Origin of the sequence: Leclercia sp. Marseille-Q4284, assembly GCF_916618945.1 — a bacterium.
GTDB classification, from domain to species: Bacteria; Pseudomonadota; Gammaproteobacteria; order Enterobacterales; family Enterobacteriaceae; genus Enterobacter; species Enterobacter tamurae.
On sequence record NZ_CAKAKG010000001.1, the window covers coordinates 2,006,328 to 2,022,553 of the forward strand.

General features: G+C 56.9%; 15 protein-coding genes and 2 tRNA genes. 8 read left to right on the plus strand and 9 right to left on the minus strand.

Translation table 11 applies throughout. From position 1 onward, the window contains the following. Positions 1 to 32: 32 nt before the first annotated feature. Entirely contained in the window at positions 33 to 380 is a 348-nt protein-coding gene (grxD, locus tag LG383_RS09370; RefSeq protein ID WP_032617810.1) for a monothiol glutaredoxin 4, read from the minus strand. Positions 381 to 716: 336 nt separating this feature from the next. Between grxD and LG383_RS09375 the strand changes: the two genes are divergently transcribed. Both LG383_RS09375 and sodB read left to right on the plus strand, forming a co-directional pair. Next, the gene (locus LG383_RS09375; RefSeq protein WP_166182288.1) at positions 717 to 1,520 is read left to right on the plus strand and encodes a C40 family peptidase; all 804 of its coding nucleotides are present in this window, start codon (positions 717 to 719) and stop codon (positions 1,518 to 1,520) included. A gap of 122 nt (positions 1,521 to 1,642) precedes the next feature. Then, positions 1,643 to 2,224, plus strand: coding sequence for a superoxide dismutase [Fe] (sodB, locus tag LG383_RS09380; RefSeq protein WP_225758957.1), 582 nt, complete (start codon positions 1,643 to 1,645; stop codon positions 2,222 to 2,224). A gap of 35 nt (positions 2,225 to 2,259) precedes the next feature. Here the strand turns inward: sodB and LG383_RS09385 are convergent, their stop codons facing one another. Beyond that, positions 2,260 to 3,426, minus strand: coding sequence for an MFS transporter (locus LG383_RS09385; protein ID WP_225758958.1), 1,167 nt, complete (start codon positions 3,424 to 3,426; stop codon positions 2,260 to 2,262). 163 nt (positions 3,427 to 3,589) lie between these two features. Next, complete coding sequence (locus LG383_RS09390; RefSeq protein WP_106993692.1) at positions 3,590 to 3,679, minus strand: YnhF family membrane protein; 90 nt, start codon at positions 3,677 to 3,679, stop codon at positions 3,590 to 3,592. A 295-nt stretch (positions 3,680 to 3,974) separates the two neighbouring features. Here LG383_RS09390 and purR point away from each other — a divergent pair, with 295 nt between their 5' ends. Further along, a complete protein-coding gene (gene purR, locus LG383_RS09395) occupies positions 3,975 to 5,000 on the plus strand; it encodes an HTH-type transcriptional repressor PurR (protein ID WP_106993691.1) in 1,026 nt (341 codons plus the stop codon). Here the strand turns inward: purR and punR are convergent. Continuing rightward, a complete protein-coding gene (punR, locus tag LG383_RS09400) occupies positions 4,997 to 5,929 on the minus strand; it encodes a DNA-binding transcriptional activator PunR (RefSeq protein WP_106993690.1) in 933 nt (310 codons plus the stop codon). The two genes, purR and punR, sit on opposite strands and share 4 nt — an antisense overlap. 116 nt (positions 5,930 to 6,045) lie before the next feature. On the opposite strand from punR, the gene punC reads away from it, so the two are divergent. Both punC and cfa read left to right on the plus strand, forming a co-directional pair. Further along, positions 6,046 to 7,242 carry a purine nucleoside transporter PunC gene (punC, locus tag LG383_RS09405; RefSeq protein ID WP_225758959.1) on the plus strand — a complete coding sequence of 399 codons (1,197 nt, stop codon included), beginning with the start codon at positions 6,046 to 6,048 and terminating at the stop codon, positions 7,240 to 7,242. A gap of 281 nt (positions 7,243 to 7,523) precedes the next feature. Beyond that, a complete protein-coding gene (cfa, locus tag LG383_RS09410) occupies positions 7,524 to 8,672 on the plus strand; it encodes a cyclopropane fatty acyl phospholipid synthase (protein ID WP_225758960.1) in 1,149 nt (382 codons plus the stop codon). A 33-nt stretch (positions 8,673 to 8,705) separates the two neighbouring features. On the opposite strand, the gene LG383_RS09415 is transcribed toward cfa, so the two are convergent. Then, positions 8,706 to 9,350 carry a riboflavin synthase subunit alpha gene (locus tag LG383_RS09415; protein WP_106993687.1) on the minus strand — a complete coding sequence of 215 codons (645 nt, stop codon included), beginning with the start codon at positions 9,348 to 9,350 and terminating at the stop codon, positions 8,706 to 8,708. A gap of 222 nt (positions 9,351 to 9,572) precedes the next feature. Between LG383_RS09415 and mdtK the strand changes: the two genes are divergently transcribed. The 3 genes from mdtK to LG383_RS09430 all read left to right on the plus strand — a co-directional run bounded on the left by mdtK (position 9,573) and on the right by LG383_RS09430 (position 11,262). After that, positions 9,573 to 10,946 (plus strand): MdtK family multidrug efflux MATE transporter, encoded by a 1,374-nt coding sequence (gene mdtK / locus LG383_RS09420; protein WP_225758961.1) that lies wholly within the window; start codon positions 9,573 to 9,575, stop codon positions 10,944 to 10,946. Between the two features lie 151 nt (positions 10,947 to 11,097). Next, positions 11,098 to 11,174: transfer RNA gene (locus LG383_RS09425), tRNA-Val, on the plus strand. A gap of 11 nt (positions 11,175 to 11,185) precedes the next feature. Next, positions 11,186 to 11,262: transfer RNA gene (locus LG383_RS09430), tRNA-Val, on the plus strand. 67 nt (positions 11,263 to 11,329) lie between these two features. Here the strand turns inward: LG383_RS09430 and LG383_RS09435 are convergent. Genes LG383_RS09435 through LG383_RS09450 form a run of 4 tightly spaced genes read right to left on the minus strand, consistent with a single transcriptional unit; the run spans position 11,330 to position 16,046 of the window. Continuing rightward, positions 11,330 to 12,148, minus strand: coding sequence for a 4Fe-4S binding protein (locus LG383_RS09435; protein ID WP_225758962.1), 819 nt, complete (start codon positions 12,146 to 12,148; stop codon positions 11,330 to 11,332). A 56-nt stretch (positions 12,149 to 12,204) separates the two neighbouring features. Further along, complete coding sequence (locus LG383_RS09440; RefSeq protein ID WP_225758963.1) at positions 12,205 to 13,038, minus strand: DmsC/YnfH family molybdoenzyme membrane anchor subunit; 834 nt, start codon at positions 13,036 to 13,038, stop codon at positions 12,205 to 12,207. Then, complete coding sequence (locus LG383_RS09445; RefSeq protein WP_225758964.1) at positions 13,031 to 13,663, minus strand: DMSO/selenate family reductase complex B subunit; 633 nt, start codon at positions 13,661 to 13,663, stop codon at positions 13,031 to 13,033. Before LG383_RS09445 ends, LG383_RS09440 begins: the two co-directional genes overlap by 8 nt. Beyond that, positions 13,647 to 16,046, minus strand: a complete 2,400-nt coding sequence (locus tag LG383_RS09450; RefSeq protein WP_225758965.1) for a DMSO/selenate family reductase complex A subunit — start codon at positions 16,044 to 16,046, stop codon at positions 13,647 to 13,649. Before LG383_RS09450 ends, LG383_RS09445 begins: the two co-directional genes overlap by 17 nt. Positions 16,047 to 16,226: the final 180 nt, after the last annotated feature.

Below are 16,226 nucleotides of genomic sequence, written 5' to 3' on the forward strand. Positions count from 1 at the left end.
AGGTCGCTTTTTTATTTACCGGGCGCGGTGGATCACTCGGCGCCTGGCTCTTCTGATTTGTATTTTGCAGCCGTCTCTTTGATCAGCTGTTGCAGTTCGCCACGCTGATACATCTCAATCAGGATGTCGCAGCCGCCAACCAGTTCGCCGTCAACCCACAACTGCGGGAAGGTCGGCCAGTTCGCGTATTTTGGCAGCTCAGCGCGGATATCCGGGTTCTGCAGAATATCAACGTAAGCAAAACGTTCGCCACAGGCCGACAGCGCCTGGACCGCCTGAGCGGAGAAACCACAGCTTGGCAGCTTCGGAGAACCTTTCATGTACAGCAGGATCGGGTTTTCAGCAATCTGCTGCTGAATTTTTTCAATAGTAGTGCTCATGTTTTGCTTCCTTTAACTTCTGTTACGGCAATCGTCTGACATTGTAGCGTTTCAGACCGACAACGGAAAATAACATTTTTGTCACTTATATGATTTTACCGCGCGTCCCTTAAAGTTGCATTCACAACCTAACTTATCGCGCGATTACCGGCGCTTTTGTTCAGGTAATGCACAAATCGCCCCAATGAAATTCTGATTTTTTGCACTCGCTAACGAAACACAGTTTTAGATGCAAAAAGTTTATTAACGCCGGGCCTTTTTATAGATTAGAATCGACGAGTTTTGTAAATCATAAGCCGGTTTATTTATAACCTGCAATTACCAGAGGATTGCCCAGTGGCGCGAATAAATACATTCTCGATCACGCTCTGTGCTTTGCTGTTTACTTCTCTCACATTCACGCCGATGGCTAACGCCTCAGAGCAGGCGCGGCCTTCTGCCGCGCATAAAACGCATCTGGCGAAAGCGACCGAACCCAAGAAAAAAAGCAGTACCAGCAAAACCGCAAAAAAAGAGAGCACCAGTAAAAAGAGCAGCACCAAAAAAAGCCTCGCTAAAACACAGTCAACGAATTCCAGTAAAAAAAGCCGAACCACCTCCCGCAGCGCCAGCCGAACCACGCAAACCGCCTCCCGCGTTGTGACAGAAAAATGCACTGCCCGCAAAGGGCGTAAAGCGCATTGCGTTAAAAGCAGCAAAACCACCACCCTTGCCGAAGCGCATAAAGTCCGGGTGCAAAAAGCCCAGAAGACGGCAATGAATAAACTGATGGGTCAGATTGGTAAACCTTATCGCTGGGGTGGCAGTTCGCCGCGTACTGGCTTCGACTGCAGCGGTCTGGTCTATTACGCCTATAAAGATCTGGTTAAATTCCGCATTCCGCGCACCGCCAACGAAATGTACCACCTGCGTGACGCCTCTCCGGTCGATCGCGGTGAGCTCGAGAGCGGCGACCTGGTGTTCTTCCGCACCCAGGGTCGCGGCACCGCCGATCACGTCGGCGTCTACGTTGGCAATGGCAAATTTATTCAGTCGCCACGCACCGGCCAGGACATTCAGATCACCTCCCTGAGCGAAGACTACTGGCAACGTCATTACGTTGGCGCACGTCGCGTGATGAAGGCCAATACCCTCCGTTAATCCCCTGCCCCGCTGGCGTCTCAGCGGGGTAAGTTCCTCTTTTGCATACGCTTTCAATTTGCTACTCTACCCCTTCATTCAATAGGGTTATTGAATGGATCACTATAATAAGGAGAGAAGCAATGTCGTTTGAATTACCTGCATTACCGTATGCAAAAGACGCCCTGGCCCCGCATATCTCGGCGGAGACCCTGGAATACCACTACGGCAAACACCATCAGACCTACGTCACTAACCTGAACAACCTGATCGGCGGTACCGCCTTCGAAGGGAAAACCCTGGAAGAGATCGTGCGCACGTCCGACGGCGGCGTATTCAACAATGCTGCTCAGGTGTGGAACCACACCTTCTACTGGCACTGCCTGGCACCCAATGCAGGCGGCGAACCGACGGGCGAACTGGCTGCGGCCATCGCTGCTGCATTCGGCAGCTTCGCGGAATTTAAAGCGAAGTTTACCGATGCCGCGGTGAAAAACTTTGGCGCAGGCTGGACCTGGCTGGTTAAAGAGGCCGACGGCAAGCTGGCCATCGTCTCTACGTCTAACGCGGGAACGCCGTTAACCACCAGCGCTACCCCGCTGCTGACCGTCGACGTCTGGGAACATGCGTATTACATCGATTACCGTAATGCGCGCCCGAACTACCTTGAGCACTTCTGGGCGCTGGTAAACTGGGAATTTGTGGCGAAGAACTTCGCGGCATAATGAAAACGCCGAAGGGAACTCCTTCGGCGTTATTTTTATTCGGTGGCGCAAACCGGCTCGGGTTGTTTTCGCCCGGAGGCAAAGACCAGAATAAGTCCCAGGGCTGCAATAATCGCCCCCATCACCGGGACAAAGCTGTAACCCATCCCGCTGGAAATAACTGCCCCACCGGCAGCCGCCCCCAGCGCATTCCCCAGGTTAAAAGCACCGATATTTACCGACGACGATAAGCCTGGCGCATCGCTGGCCACGCGCATAACGCGCATCTGCAGCGGCGGAACCACCGCAAAGGTCGCCATACCCCATATCACCATCGCCACGGCCGCGCCCACTTCATTACGCGCCAGCCACGGAATAGCCAGCATGATCACGATCAGCAGGAGTAAAAAGCCTTTCAGGGTGCCGCTCACAGACTTGTCCGCCAGTTTGCCGCCGAGATAGTTGCCGATGGAGAAACCAACGCCAATCAGCACCAGCATGGCGGTGATAAAGGCCGGAGTCGCCTGGTTGATATCATGCAGCACCGGGGCAATGTAGGTGTAGAGCGTAAACATCGCGCCAGCCCCGAGGACGGTAGTCAGCAAGGCAGATAACACCTGCGGACGCAGCAGGACCGCCAGCTCTTTGCGCACCTCCGGCTTTTCACCCGCCCCGCCCGCTGGCAGGGAGAAGAACAGCGCGATCATCGAGACCACGCCCAGCAGCGCGGTGGCCAGGAAGGACATCCGCCAGCCAATCACTTCACCCATCCAGGTTGCGGCCGGCACGCCGCCGATATTGGCGATGGTCAGGCCCATAAACATGGTGGCGACGGCGCTGGCCTGCTTGTGCTTCGGCACTACGCTGGCAGCGACCACCGACCCGAGGCCAAAGAAGGCGCCGTGGTTCAGGCTGGTCAGAATTCGGGACAGCATCAGGGTGGTGTAATCCGGGGAGAGCGCCGACAGCACGTTACCGACGGTAAAGATCGCCATCAGGAAGATCAGCGCGTTACGGCGACCGCGATGGGACAGCAGCAGGGTCATCAGCGGCGCACCCACCATCACGCCGATGGCGTAGGCGCTGATCAGCATGCCCGCAGCGGGAATTGAGACATCCACGCCCCGGGCGATAACCGGCAGCAGGCCCATCGGGGAAAATTCGGTTGTGCCGATACCAAAGGCGCCAATGGCCAGGGCCAGCAGCGGAAAATTGATTCTCATACTTCAACTCCAGACACCGTGTCGTCAGGCGACACAGAACAATGAAGGCGAAAGCATGACACCAATCACAAAAAATGAGAAGTTAACAATTTGGCAAAAGATTTTTGCCGGGCGCGTAACAATCAGCGCAGGAACGAGGGAGAGCGGAACTCTCCCGCATCAATCAGTGCAGTGCCGCAGTCAGACCGCTGGCAACAATCAGACTCAGAACAATAATGGTGGTAATCAGCGAAAACTTAAGATCGGTACTCATCAATTTTTCTCCTTTTAATCACCCTATGAAGAGTGAGCCTGCTCATTTTTACACAGTTCCGGGTAAAAATCTTGCTGGATTTAGATTGATATCGGTTTTTGCTCTTCCCCTTTTGGCCAAGATAAGACAAAATTCCACGCTAAATTTATTAGCGTACCGGCCATTGACCCCCTCCTGACGTCCTGTGTCGTTTTCCCGGCGTACCGCAATTCAAATTGCGCAATTAGGGCGAGTGAAGGCAAACGTTTACCTATTGGTTTTTCAGGAGCTTAGATATGGTCTGGAGTGACATCTGATGGCAACAATTAAAGACGTGGCGAAACGCGCAAACGTTTCCACTACAACCGTATCACATGTTATTAACAAAACCCGCTTTGTCGCGGAAGAGACCCGTAACAACGTCTGGGCGGCCATTAAAGAGCTGCACTACTCTCCCAGCGCCGTAGCCCGCAGTCTGAAGGTTAATCACACCAAATCGATCGGCCTGCTGGCGACCAGCAGCGAAGCGCCCTATTTTGCGGAAATTATTGAAGCAGTTGAGAAGAACTGCTTCCAGAAGGGCTACACCCTGATCCTCGGCAACGCCTGGAACAGCCAGGAAAAACAGCGCGCCTATCTGTCGATGATGGCGCAGAAGCGCGTCGACGGCCTGATGGTGATGTGTTCCGAATACCCGGAATCCTTGCTGTCGATGCTGGAAGAGTATCGCAATATTCCGATGGTGGTGATGGACTGGGGCGAAGCGAAGGCCGACTTTACCGACTCGGTGATCGATAACGCCTTTGAGGGCGGCTACATGGCCGGACGTTATCTGATTGAACGCGGTCACCGCGAAATCGGGGTGATCCCGGGAGCGCTGGAGCGCAACACCGGTGCCGGACGTCTGGCGGGCTTCATGAAAGCGATGGAAGAGGCCTTAATCACGGTCCCGGAAAACTGGATTGTGCAGGGCGACTTTGAACCGGAGTCCGGCTACCGCGCCATGCAGCAGATCCTCTCCCAGAGTCCGCGCCCGACCGCCATCTTCTGTGGCGGAGACATTATGGCAATGGGTGCGCTCTGTGCTGCCGATGAGATGGGCCTGCGCGTTCCGCAGGACGTTTCGCTGATCGGGTATGATAACGTGCGCAACGCCCGCTTCTTTACCCCGGCGCTGACCACCATCCACCAGCCAAAAGATTCGCTGGGGGAGACCGCCTTCAACATGCTGCTGGACCGTATCGTCAATAAGCGCGAAGAGTCCCAGTCAATTGAGGTGCATCCGCGCCTGATCGAACGCCGTTCCGTGGCGGATGGCCCGTTCCGCGACTACCGCCGTTAATCCTCTCCGGGAGCCAGCACCTCTGGCTCCCGCAGCCACTCCCGGTTCATCGTTTCACTGTCTCCCAGATACTCCAGCAGCCAGGCCAGGGCCGGTGACATATCGTTTTGTTGCCAGGTCAGGCAGCAGGCCGCATCCGGGAAGGGATTTTCCAGCGTCAGCTCGACCCACTTCCCGCTGTCGATCCACGGCCGGGCAAAATGCACCGGCACCATCCCCACGCACAGACCAGCCGAGAGGCAGGTGGCGGACGATTCCCAGTCCGGGGTGACGATCCGCCGCTGGTTATCCAGCAGCCAGGTGATGCGTTTCGGCAGCGAGCGGGAGGTGTCCTCGCGCACCAGCGAGGGCCAGTTGCGCAGGGTATCATCGCTGAGCGGTCCTTCCATGGCGGCCAGCGGATGATGGCTGGCGACCACGCAGATCCAGCTCAGGGTGCCCATATCACGAAACGCATAGCGTCCCCCGACCGGGATCGCCTGGGTGGCGCCGATCGCCATCTCTACCCTGCCGTCCGCCAGCGCATCCCAGACGCCGTTGAAGACCTCCTGCGAGACCCGCAGCTCGACGTCGGAAAAGTGGCGGTAAAAATCGACAATCATCTGCCGGGTGCGCTCGGGGCGCACGATATTATCCACCGCAATGGAGATATGGCTCCGCCAGCCGTTGGCGATCTGCTGGCACTGTTCGCGGGTGATCTGCATTTTTTTGATAACAGACCGCCCCTCTTTGAGAAACCACGTCCCGGCAGGCGTGAGTTCCACGTCCCGGTGACGCCGCTCAAACAGCGGTACTGCCAGCCACTCCTCCAGCTGACGCACGGTGTAGCTGATGGCGGACGGGACGCGATGCAGTTCCTGCGCTGCTCCGCTGAAGCTGCCGTTACGCGCCACGGCATCCACCACTTCAAGAGAATATTCTGACCACATTTTCTGCCTGCAAAATTTTTGAATGCAACCGCCAAATATTAGCGTTTCACAAGCGGGTTTGCACTCCCTACACTCAGCGGCTACCCAAACCTGCGCCCAAACGGAGTAATAAAATAATGACACCCGGGAAAGGATTTTTAGTCTGGCTCGGCGGCTTAAGCGTGCTGGGCTTTCTCGCCACCGATATGTACCTGCCTGCCTTCGCGATCATGCAGGAAGATCTGCAAACCCCGGCGGCGGCCATCAGCGCCAGCCTGAGCCTGTTCCTGGCGGGCTTTGCCTTTGCTCAGCTGCTGTGGGGACCGATGTCCGACCGCTTCGGCCGTAAGCCGGTTTTACTGGCGGGCTTAGCCATTTTCGCTCTCGGCTGCCTCGGTATGCTGTGGGTTCGCGATGCCACCTGGCTGCTGGTGCTGCGCTTCATCCAGGCGGTGGGGGTTTGTGCCGCAGCGGTCACCTGGCAGGCGCTGGTGACCGACTACTACCCGGCCTCGCGCACTAACCGTATTTTTGCCACCATCATGCCGCTGGTCGGACTCTCTCCGGCGCTGGCCCCGTTGCTCGGCAGCTGGATCCTCGCCCATTTCAGCTGGCAGGCGATTTTTGCGGTGCTGTTTGTTATCACCCTGGTGCTGATGATCCCGGCCTTTAGCCTGAAGCCAGCGGCAGTGAAAAATGAACAACCTAAACAACGCGTCACCTTTTTATCGCTGTTGCGCTCGCGTACCTATCGCGGCAACGTCCTGATTTATGCCGCCTGCTCTGCGAGCTTCTTCGCCTGGCTGACCGGCTCGCCATTTATCCTCAGCGACATGGGCTACAGCCCGGCAGCGATCGGCCTGAGCTACGTCCCGCAGACCATCGCCTTCCTGATTGGTGGCTATGGCTGCCGTGCCGCGCTACAGAAATGGCAGGGTCATCAGATGCTGCCGTGGCTGCTGGGCCTGTTTGCCGTCAGCGTGATCGGCACCTGGGCGGTCGGGTTTATCCCGGGCGTGGGTCTGACTGAGCTGCTGATCCCCTTCTGTCTGATGGCGGTGGCGAACGGTGCGATCTACCCAATTGTGGTGGCCCAGGCCCTGCGTCCTTTCCCACAGGCGACCGGCAGCGCCGCCGCGCTGCAGAACACCCTGCAGTTGGGTCTCTGCTTCCTGGCGAGCCTGCTGGTGTCGTGGCTGATTGCCACCCCGCTGCTGACCACTACCAGCGTGATGGTGGCGACTGTGGTGCTGGCGGCGCTGGGCTATCGGATGCAGTACATCCCCGCCAGCCAGCGGGATGACAGCCTGCAGGCCGAATCGTCACGCGCCTGACAGGATATGTAGTTAGCTTGCTAACGATATCCTGTTGAATCACTGCGATATCAGTCCTATACTCACTGAAGCGTTCTGATAAATACTACAAATATTAAGTGTTAACGGGAGCCGGAGCGCTCCCGTTTTACCATGGATGGCCTTTCGGCAAGGGTCCTCTCCCTTCCTCTGTTCTACGTCGGATATTAGCCTCACGGGTCACTCCCGTGAAATTTCTCACTGTCCATAAAGAGCGTCTACGCTGTTTATGGGTTCTGATCACATCAGGTGATGGAGAAGCTATGAGTTCATCGTGTATAGAAGAAGTCAGCATCCGAAATGATGACTGGTTCCGGATCGTCAACGAATTGCTGAGCCGCGCGGGTATCACCATCAACGGCCCGGCATCCTCCGATCTACAAATTAAACACCCCGATTTTTTTAAACGCGTCCTGCAGCAGGGCTCGCTGGGTCTTGGCGAGAGCTATATGGACGGCTGGTGGGAGTGCGAGCGACTGGATATCTTTTTCAACAACGTCCTGCGGGCGGGCCTGGAAACACAGCTTCCCAGCCACCTGAAGGATACGCTACGGATCGCCACTGCCCGCCTGTTCAACCTGCAGAGTAAAAAACGTGCCTGGATCGTGGGTAAAGAGCATTACGATCTCGGGAACGACCTGTTCAGCCGCATGCTCGACCCCACCATGCAGTACTCCTGCGGTTACTGGAAAGAGGCGACCACCCTCGAGCAGGCCCAGCAGGATAAATTACGTCTGATCTGTGAAAAACTGCAGCTGAAACCCGGCATGCGGGTGCTCGATATCGGCTGTGGCTGGGGTGGGCTGGCGCACTTTATGGCGCATCACTATGGCGTCAGCGTGGTGGGCGTGACCATCTCCGCTGAACAGCAAAAAATGGCTCAGGCGCGCTGTGAGGGGCTTGATGTCACCATCCTGTTGCAGGATTACCGCGACCTGCGCGACCAGTTCGATCGTATTGTTTCTGTAGGGATGTTTGAACATGTCGGGCCGAAGAACTACCGCACCTATTTTGAGGTGGTGGATCGCAACCTCAAGCCGGATGGTCTGTTTCTGCTGCACACCATAGGTTCACAAAAAACCGATCATCACGTCGACCCGTGGATCGATAAATACATCTTTCCGAATGGCTGTTTACCCTCAGTTCGCCAGATTGCCAATGCCAGCGAAGCCCATTTTGTGATGGAAGACTGGCATAATTTTGGTGCTGATTACGATACGACCCTGATGGCATGGCATGAACGTTTCCTCGCCGCCTGGCCGGAGATCGCAGACAACTATTCCGAACGATTTAAACGGATGTTCAGTTATTACCTGAATGCCTGCGCCGGGGCGTTTCGCGCCCGTGATATTCATCTGTGGCAGGTGGTGTTCAGCCGCGGCGTGGAGAACGGTTTGCGGGTGGCCCGCTAAACAAAACACCCCGGCTTGCCGGGGTGTTTTTTATCACGCGTCGTTGAGCGTCTGTTGGATGGCGGCTGCCTCTTTGGCCGCCAGTACGCGCTCCACGGTATCGACCACCGCCTGGGTTTGCGGATCGATTTCAATATTGACCCGATGGCCCAGCTTTTTATTGCCGAGGGTGGTGCGCTGCAGGGTCTCCGGGATCAGGTGCACGCAGAAACGGGTTGGGGTTACTTCCCCCACCGTCAGGCTGATGCCGTCCACGCCAATAAATCCTTTATAAAGGATGTATTTCATTAATGACGGATCCTGAACTTTAAACCAGATCTGGCGGTTATTTTCTGAGGTCAGGATTTTAGAAATTTCCGCCGTGGTCATAATATGGCCCGACATTAAATGTCCGCCGATTTCATCGCTGAATTTCGCCGCGCGCTCAACGTTAACGATATCGCCTTCAGCCAGTTCACCCAGGTTGGTGATGCGCAGCGTTTCCTTCATTAAATCGAAACTGATCAGGTTCCCGTTGATCTCGGTGACCGTCAGACAACAACCGTTATGCGCAACCGATGCCCCGGTCTCCAGCCCATCGAGCATCTCATCCGGCAGGGCCACAACATGGGTTCGGAAGTTGGGTTTTTCATCAATGGACACCAGTTTCGCGGTGCCCTGCACAATACCAGTAAACATGCTTACAACTCCTGTTTGTTCCTTCGGTGATGACACCGTTTAATCTCACCACAATAACAGTTGAAAATAGAGGTTGCCAGTACCCCCCCTTTTCTGGCGATTTTTTCACTAGATAATTAGCTTATCCCCGCTACAATAGCTGGAATTCCCCTCATCTTTTTCTTGCTGCATTTCGCAGCGGCTTTTTCTTTATCAAATAACAACAATATCAAAGGTGTTCACGTGCAGAAGTACTTGATTGAAGCGCGTCAGTTATTAGCCCTGGCGATCCCGGTAATACTTGCGCAAATTGCCCAGACCTCGATGGGATTCGTCGATACCGTAATGGCGGGCGGTTACAGCGCCACTGATATGGCCGCGGTCGCCATCGGCACCTCTATCTGGCTGCCGGCTATTTTATTCGGTCACGGCCTGCTGCTGGCGTTAACCCCTACTGTTGCCCAGCTCAACGGCTCCGGACGTCGGGAACGTATCGCCCATCAGATCCGCCAGGGCTTCTGGCTGGCGGGTTTTGTCTCGGTGCTGATCATGATTGTCCTCTGGAACGCGGGCTATATTATTCACGCCATGCGCAATATTGATCCGGCCCTGGCAGATAAAGCCGTCGGCTATTTACGCGCCCTGCTCTGGGGGACGCCAGGTTATTTATTCTTCCAGGTGGCGCGTAACCAGTGCGAAGGCCTGGCGAAGACCAAACCGGGCATGGTGATGGGATTCATTGGCCTGCTGGTGAATATTCCGGTGAACTACATTTTTATTTACGGTCATTTCGGCATGCCGGAACTGGGTGGCGTCGGCTGCGGCGTGGCGACAGCGGCGGTGTACTGGGTCATGTTCTTCGGCATGCTCTCATACGTGAAGCGCGCCCGTTCCATGCGCGATATTCGCTACGAAGCCGGTTTCAGCAAACCGGACATGGCGGTGGTGAAACGTCTGATGCAGCTGGGCCTGCCCATCGCCCTGGCGCTGTTCTTCGAAGTGACGCTGTTCGCGGTGGTTGCCCTGCTGGTCTCCCCGCTGGGGATTGTCGACGTGGCCGGTCACCAGATCGCCCTTAACTTCAGCTCGCTGATGTTCGTTCTACCGCTGTCCCTCGCTGCCTCCGTGACCATTCGCGTCGGCTATCGCCTCGGCCAGGGCTCAACGCTGGAGGCGCAAACCGCGGCCCGCACCGGAATTGGCGTTGGGGTTTGTATGGCGGTCTGCACCGCGCTGTTTACCGTTACGCTGCGGGAGCAGATCGCCCTGCTGTATAACGACAATCCGGAAGTGGTGATCCTCGCCTCCCAGTTGATGCTGCTGGCGGCGGTGTATCAGATCTCCGACTCGATTCAGGTGATCGGCAGCGGCGTGCTGCGTGGCTATAAGGATACCCGCTCGATCTTCTTTATTACCTTTATCGCCTACTGGGTGCTGGGGCTGCCGAGCGGTTATATTCTGGCCCTCACCGACCTGGTGGTGGATCGGATGGGCCCCGCCGGCTTCTGGATGGGCTTTATTATCGGCTTAACCTCTGCCGCGATCATGATGATGCTGCGCATGCGCTTCCTGCAGCGTCAGCCATCAAGCGTGATTTTGCAACGCGCTGCACGCTAACTGCGCACCAGCCGCCTGCGGGCGGCTACTTTCTCTTCGTTTTGCGCGGGAATACAGCAATCGCGTGAAATATGGAAGAAATTTGCAGTTTTCCTCTTGCCTGATGCCCGCACTGCCGCTAATATTCGTCCCCGTTGTCACACACAACAATGCGTTCATAGCTCAGTTGGTTAGAGCACCACCTTGACATGGTGGGGGTCGTTGGTTCGAGTCCAATTGAACGCACCATTCTCTACAGTGCGTCCGTAGCTCAGTTGGTTAGAGCACCACCTTGACATGGTGGGGGTCGGTGGTTCGAGTCCACTCGGACGCACCATTTCAGTCAGTCCTCAGCAGTTCCTTTTTTACTTTCTCGCTAATCAAACACCGTTTAAACATCTTACTTATGCTTCCCGCATACCGTACTGATGCCGCTGACACACCGCGCAGCGTTCCTTTTCCGTATCAAAGGTATAAAACGCCCGCTGGCAGCAATGGCAGGATTTTTGTATCCAGCTAAAGCACTGCACCCTGTTTTCACTTAACTGTTTTTCAATGCGAACCGCCTTCACGGGACAGACCACCGCACAGCTGTTGCAGCCGGTACAGGATGACGACGAGAACGTCAGCGCCCCCTCGCTCAGGCTCAGCGCCCTCTCTCCACAGACCCTGGCGCAGGCGCCGCAAACCGTACACTGCCCCTGATCCAGCGACAGCTGATATTCGCTGATCGCAGAAAAAGCCTGACGACGGGCCCGAAGCCCGATGCTCACGGTGGCAGACTGTACGTCCGTTTCGCTGGCCTTGATAAAGTGTCGCCGCCCGGTGTTGATCGCTTTTGGCGGTGGGGGGAGGATCTGCCAGACCGGGGCATTCAGCGCCCGGAGCCGGATATTCAGTGTCGCAACGGCGCGCACCCAGCCGGGAAAGGCGTCCATTTCCATCTCCACCGCGCGGATCCCGTGCTGCTGATGCCACATCAGTAACTCCTCAACGGACGGCTCCAGCGTGGAAAAAGGCGCCACCAGCGTCGATGCGGTATAGCGACGGGTTTCAGGTCGAATGTTTTGCAGCGCATCCGCCGGACAGACAAACAGGCAGCGGCCGCATTGCAGGCAATCCAGCTCGTTAATGGTCGGCGTGCTGGACGTTGCGGTGATAGCCTGCACCGGACATGCCGCCACGCAGGCCCGGCAGTCGTGGCGGGGAAATTGCTTGCGCAAGCAGGACTCCCCCACGCCGGGCGGCGCGGGGGGCTGCGTCAGGCGAAATAGCGCCATCAGTTAATGCAGAAGAACATAAAGCGGAATAACACTTCAGACAGCACCAGCAGCAGGCTGCCGACCATCAACCCGAGCTTACCCTGACGCCAGGCGCTTATTGCAAACAGCAGCGCGCCGACCACGGATAAGGTCCAGCTAAACAGTCGCAGACCGCTGAGCTGGTTGAAGATCGCCATCGGCTGGTGCGGCAGCGTCACCACTCCGCTCAGGCTGGCGTTGGCCAGATACGCGATATAGTCCGGCTGCGCCAGCAGACGGATGGCGACAATCGCCACCACCATCGCCGCCGCGAAGCGCATCACCGACTGCCGCTCCCGGGCAACGGACCGGGCTTTCAGCATTGGCAGCCATGCCAGCGCCACCGCGCCCAGCACGCCAACGGCGCCGTAAAACATCAGCCAGGTGTTGAAATGGCTCCAGGTAATGACCGACGTATGGGCATAGATCGCGCTCATGCACCAGACATCGATCAGCCCCAGCACCGCGGCAACGGGCAGTAACAGCGGGATCAGCTGCTTTCTGACCAGCATCACCAGCGTGCAAAGCCCTAACGCCGCCAGATACAGGCTGGCGAAGACGATCTCACGACTCAGCCATGAGCTGGCGACGTGGCGCAGAGCGTTAAACGCGTTCAGCGGATAGCCGAGGTGCAGAGTAGAAACCACCAGCCCCAGGCCCCCTGCCACGCAGGCGATCAGCATCCCCGGCAACAGCTGGGGTTTCACCTCCGGCACGCGCGAACCCGCCCGGGCGGACAAGGCCAGGAAGAGGGTCATGCCCACCGAGCCCTGAACCAGCAGGGTAAAGATCAGAAGCGGTAACTCATGCATGCGGCTGTTCCTCTTTTTCTGCACCCTGATGCGCTTTAATCACCAGGTTAGGCCTGGTAATGGACGAATCCGGCAGGCCTTGCACGTCACAGAGGTTGCCGTACTTCGCACGCAGCTCCTCGATCGGCCCGAACTGGATCGCCCCCAGTGGACAGGTGGCAACACAAATCGGCTGTTCGCCTTTGGCCTGCAAATCCACGCAAAAATCGCATTTTGACATCTGCCCGGCCTCCTCATTCATCTGCGGCGCGCCGTAAGGACAGGACCAGGCGCAGTACCCGCAGCCGACGCATTTATTGGTATCGACGCGCACAATGCCGTCCCCCGGGCGTTTATGCATCGCCGTGGTCGGGCAGTTTTTGGTGCAAATCGGATCCGCGCAGTGGTTGCAGGAGATCGACAGGGTGAAGGCATAGACGTTATTGGTATAGCCGCCCTGCCCGGTCGGGATAAACCCGCCGCCCTTCACCTCATAGACGCGCCGGAAACGGCGTCCCACCTCAAGGTTATGCTTGTCCTTACAGGCCACCTGGCAGGCTTTACACCCGGAGCAACGTGACGAGTCAATGAAAAAGCCAAGCTGCTTATCGCTGACCGGTGGGTATTCCTTATACTGCTGACTCATACTTTGCGACCTCCACAAGCATGGTTTGATGAGAATTGCCTTTCGCAAGCGGAGTAATGCGTGCGGAGCTCAGGACGTTGGCACATCCGCCGTGGTCAACGCCCTCGGCATCCGGCTGCCACCAGGCCCCGGCCTGCATGGCGACTACCCCAGGCATAATGCGCTGGGTGACTTCTGCCGGGACTTGGCAGACACCGCGCTGGTTGTGAATACGCACGCTATCCCCCTGACGGATCCCGCGCTTCCGGGCATCCTCCGGGTTGATCCACAGTTTCTGGACCTGCACTTCCTGCAGCCAGGGGTTGGCATACTGCGTGGAGTTGGCGCGGTTTTTCCCTTTCCAGGTGATCAGCTGGAGTGGGAACTGCTTCGCGAGCGCATCTTCCGGGCCTTCGTGCGCCGGAACGTAATGCGACAGCGCCGGGATCTCCGGATTATTCATGTCGTACAGACGCTTCGAGAAGATCTCAATTTTCCCGGACGGCGTCGGGAAGGGATGATTCTGCGGATCGCGGATGTTGTCTTCAAAGGCGATATGCGGCTTGCTTTTAAACAGATGCTGACGTTTTTCCCGCAGCTCGGCGAACGTCGGCAGATGTTCATCCGGCATGGAGAGACGGGTCTGCTCCCAGATATGCTCAATCCACGCCTGCTCGGTGCGGCCTTCGCTGAACCGCGGCTCAATCCCCAGCTTAGCGGCCACTTCACGCTGCCAGTCATAGTCAGAGCGGCGTTCAAACTCCGGCTCAATCAGCTTCTCTGACAGGATCAGATAGCTTGCGGTCCCCCAGGTTTCCCCGATGTTCCAACGTTCCATAAAGCTGGTTTCCGGCAACAGCAGATCCGCATAGCGGGCGCTCGGGGTCATATAGAGGTCGCTGGCGACGATAAACTCGATCTTCGACTCATCCTCCAGCACCTTCACCGCCTGATGCAGATCCGGGTTCTGGTTCGCCAGGTAGTTGCCCGCCAGCGAGAAGAGGATCCGGATATTGCTCTGGAGCTTATCCCCGCCTTTCAGCCCCTGCTCTGCCGTCACCTTGCTGGCATCGTCGGCGGCCTGCACCCAGTTCATGATCGAGATGCTCTCTTTGACCGGGTTATCTGGCATCTCCGGGCCTGCGGCGAATTTACGGTTGCTGCTGCCGCCATAGCCTGCTGCCCAGCCGCCCTTAATGCCGACGTTACCGGTAAGGGTTGCCAGCAGCGTCGACCCGCGGGCAGTGCGCTCGCCGCAGTTGTGGCGCTGCGGACCCCAGCCCTGAATCAGGGCCGCCGGTTTGGTGTTGGCGTAATCCCGCGCCAGCTGGCGAATCGTCTGGGCCGGAACCCGGGTGATCTTTTCCGCCCACTCGGGGGTTTTAACCTGACCGTCTTTATCCCCCATCAGGTAGGCCACCAGCGATTCGTTGGCGGGCACCCCTTCCGGCATGGAGGCCTCGTCAAAGCCCAGGGTATAGCGATCGATAAAGGCTTTATCGTGCAGATTTTCGCTGACGATGACGTACATCATCGCGTCCATCAGGGCATTGTCGGTAGCGGGCAGCAGCGGGATCCACTCATCGGCCAGCGACGCCACGGTATCGGAGTAGCGCGGATCGACGACGATAAAGCGGGTGCCGTTCTGTTTCATCTGCTGAAAATAGTGGTTGGTATGGCCGAAGATGGTTTCGGTCGGGTTGTGCCCCCACAAAATCACCAGCTTTGTATCGGCGAGCGTATCCAGCGAATTACCGCTGGCGGCCGTGCCGTAGGTATAAGGCGTGGCGGCGGCGGTGTTGCCCATACTCACCGAGTGGTAGTACTCCAGATAGCCCCCGGTGAGATTGAGCAGACGACGCATCATCTTATCGCCGGAGAAGGTGCCCCCGCTGGTGGCGGTATTGTTGTGCACAAAGCGGCACGCCGGGCCATATTTGGCGGTAATGCGTTGCAGGTTGTCGGCAATCAGCGTGGTGGTTTCTTCCCAGGAGATGCGCTCAAACTTCCCCTCGCCCCGTTTGCCGACGCGCTTCATCGGATATTTCAGGCGATCCGGGTGGTAGACAAACTTGCGATAGCTGCGACCGCGCACGCAGGCGCGCATCACCGGCATCTCTGGATCAAGCGCGCTGTCCGGGCGAGTGGTGATCTGGGTGACCACGCCGTCGGCGACGTGGGCGCGGATATCGCATTTACCACCGCAGTCAAAGGTGCTGCAGGTCTGGACGACGCGTTCCGCAGTGCCAGCGGCTTCGGATGCCGTTCCGGCTTCGCTTTTGGCGGCAAAGGCCTTGCCGGACATCACAAAGGGCAGCGTCACCAGCGCTGAGCTGGCCTTGAGCAGTCCCCGGCGCGTGATTTCGGGAAAAAGCGCGTCCCTTTTTTCTTTGCGTTCTGACATGTTGTTCCCTCTCAAAAAAGAGGTGCATTCTTCCCTATAACCCCAATTTGGTATTTGATATGAATCAATTGAGAAAATGTGCTCTGTACTACACACGTTATTTTTATTTTATTTAGCTAAAACAATTGAGTATGCGAATGCTATTTTTCATATACATTCACAAAACTAATGAGTCAGGAG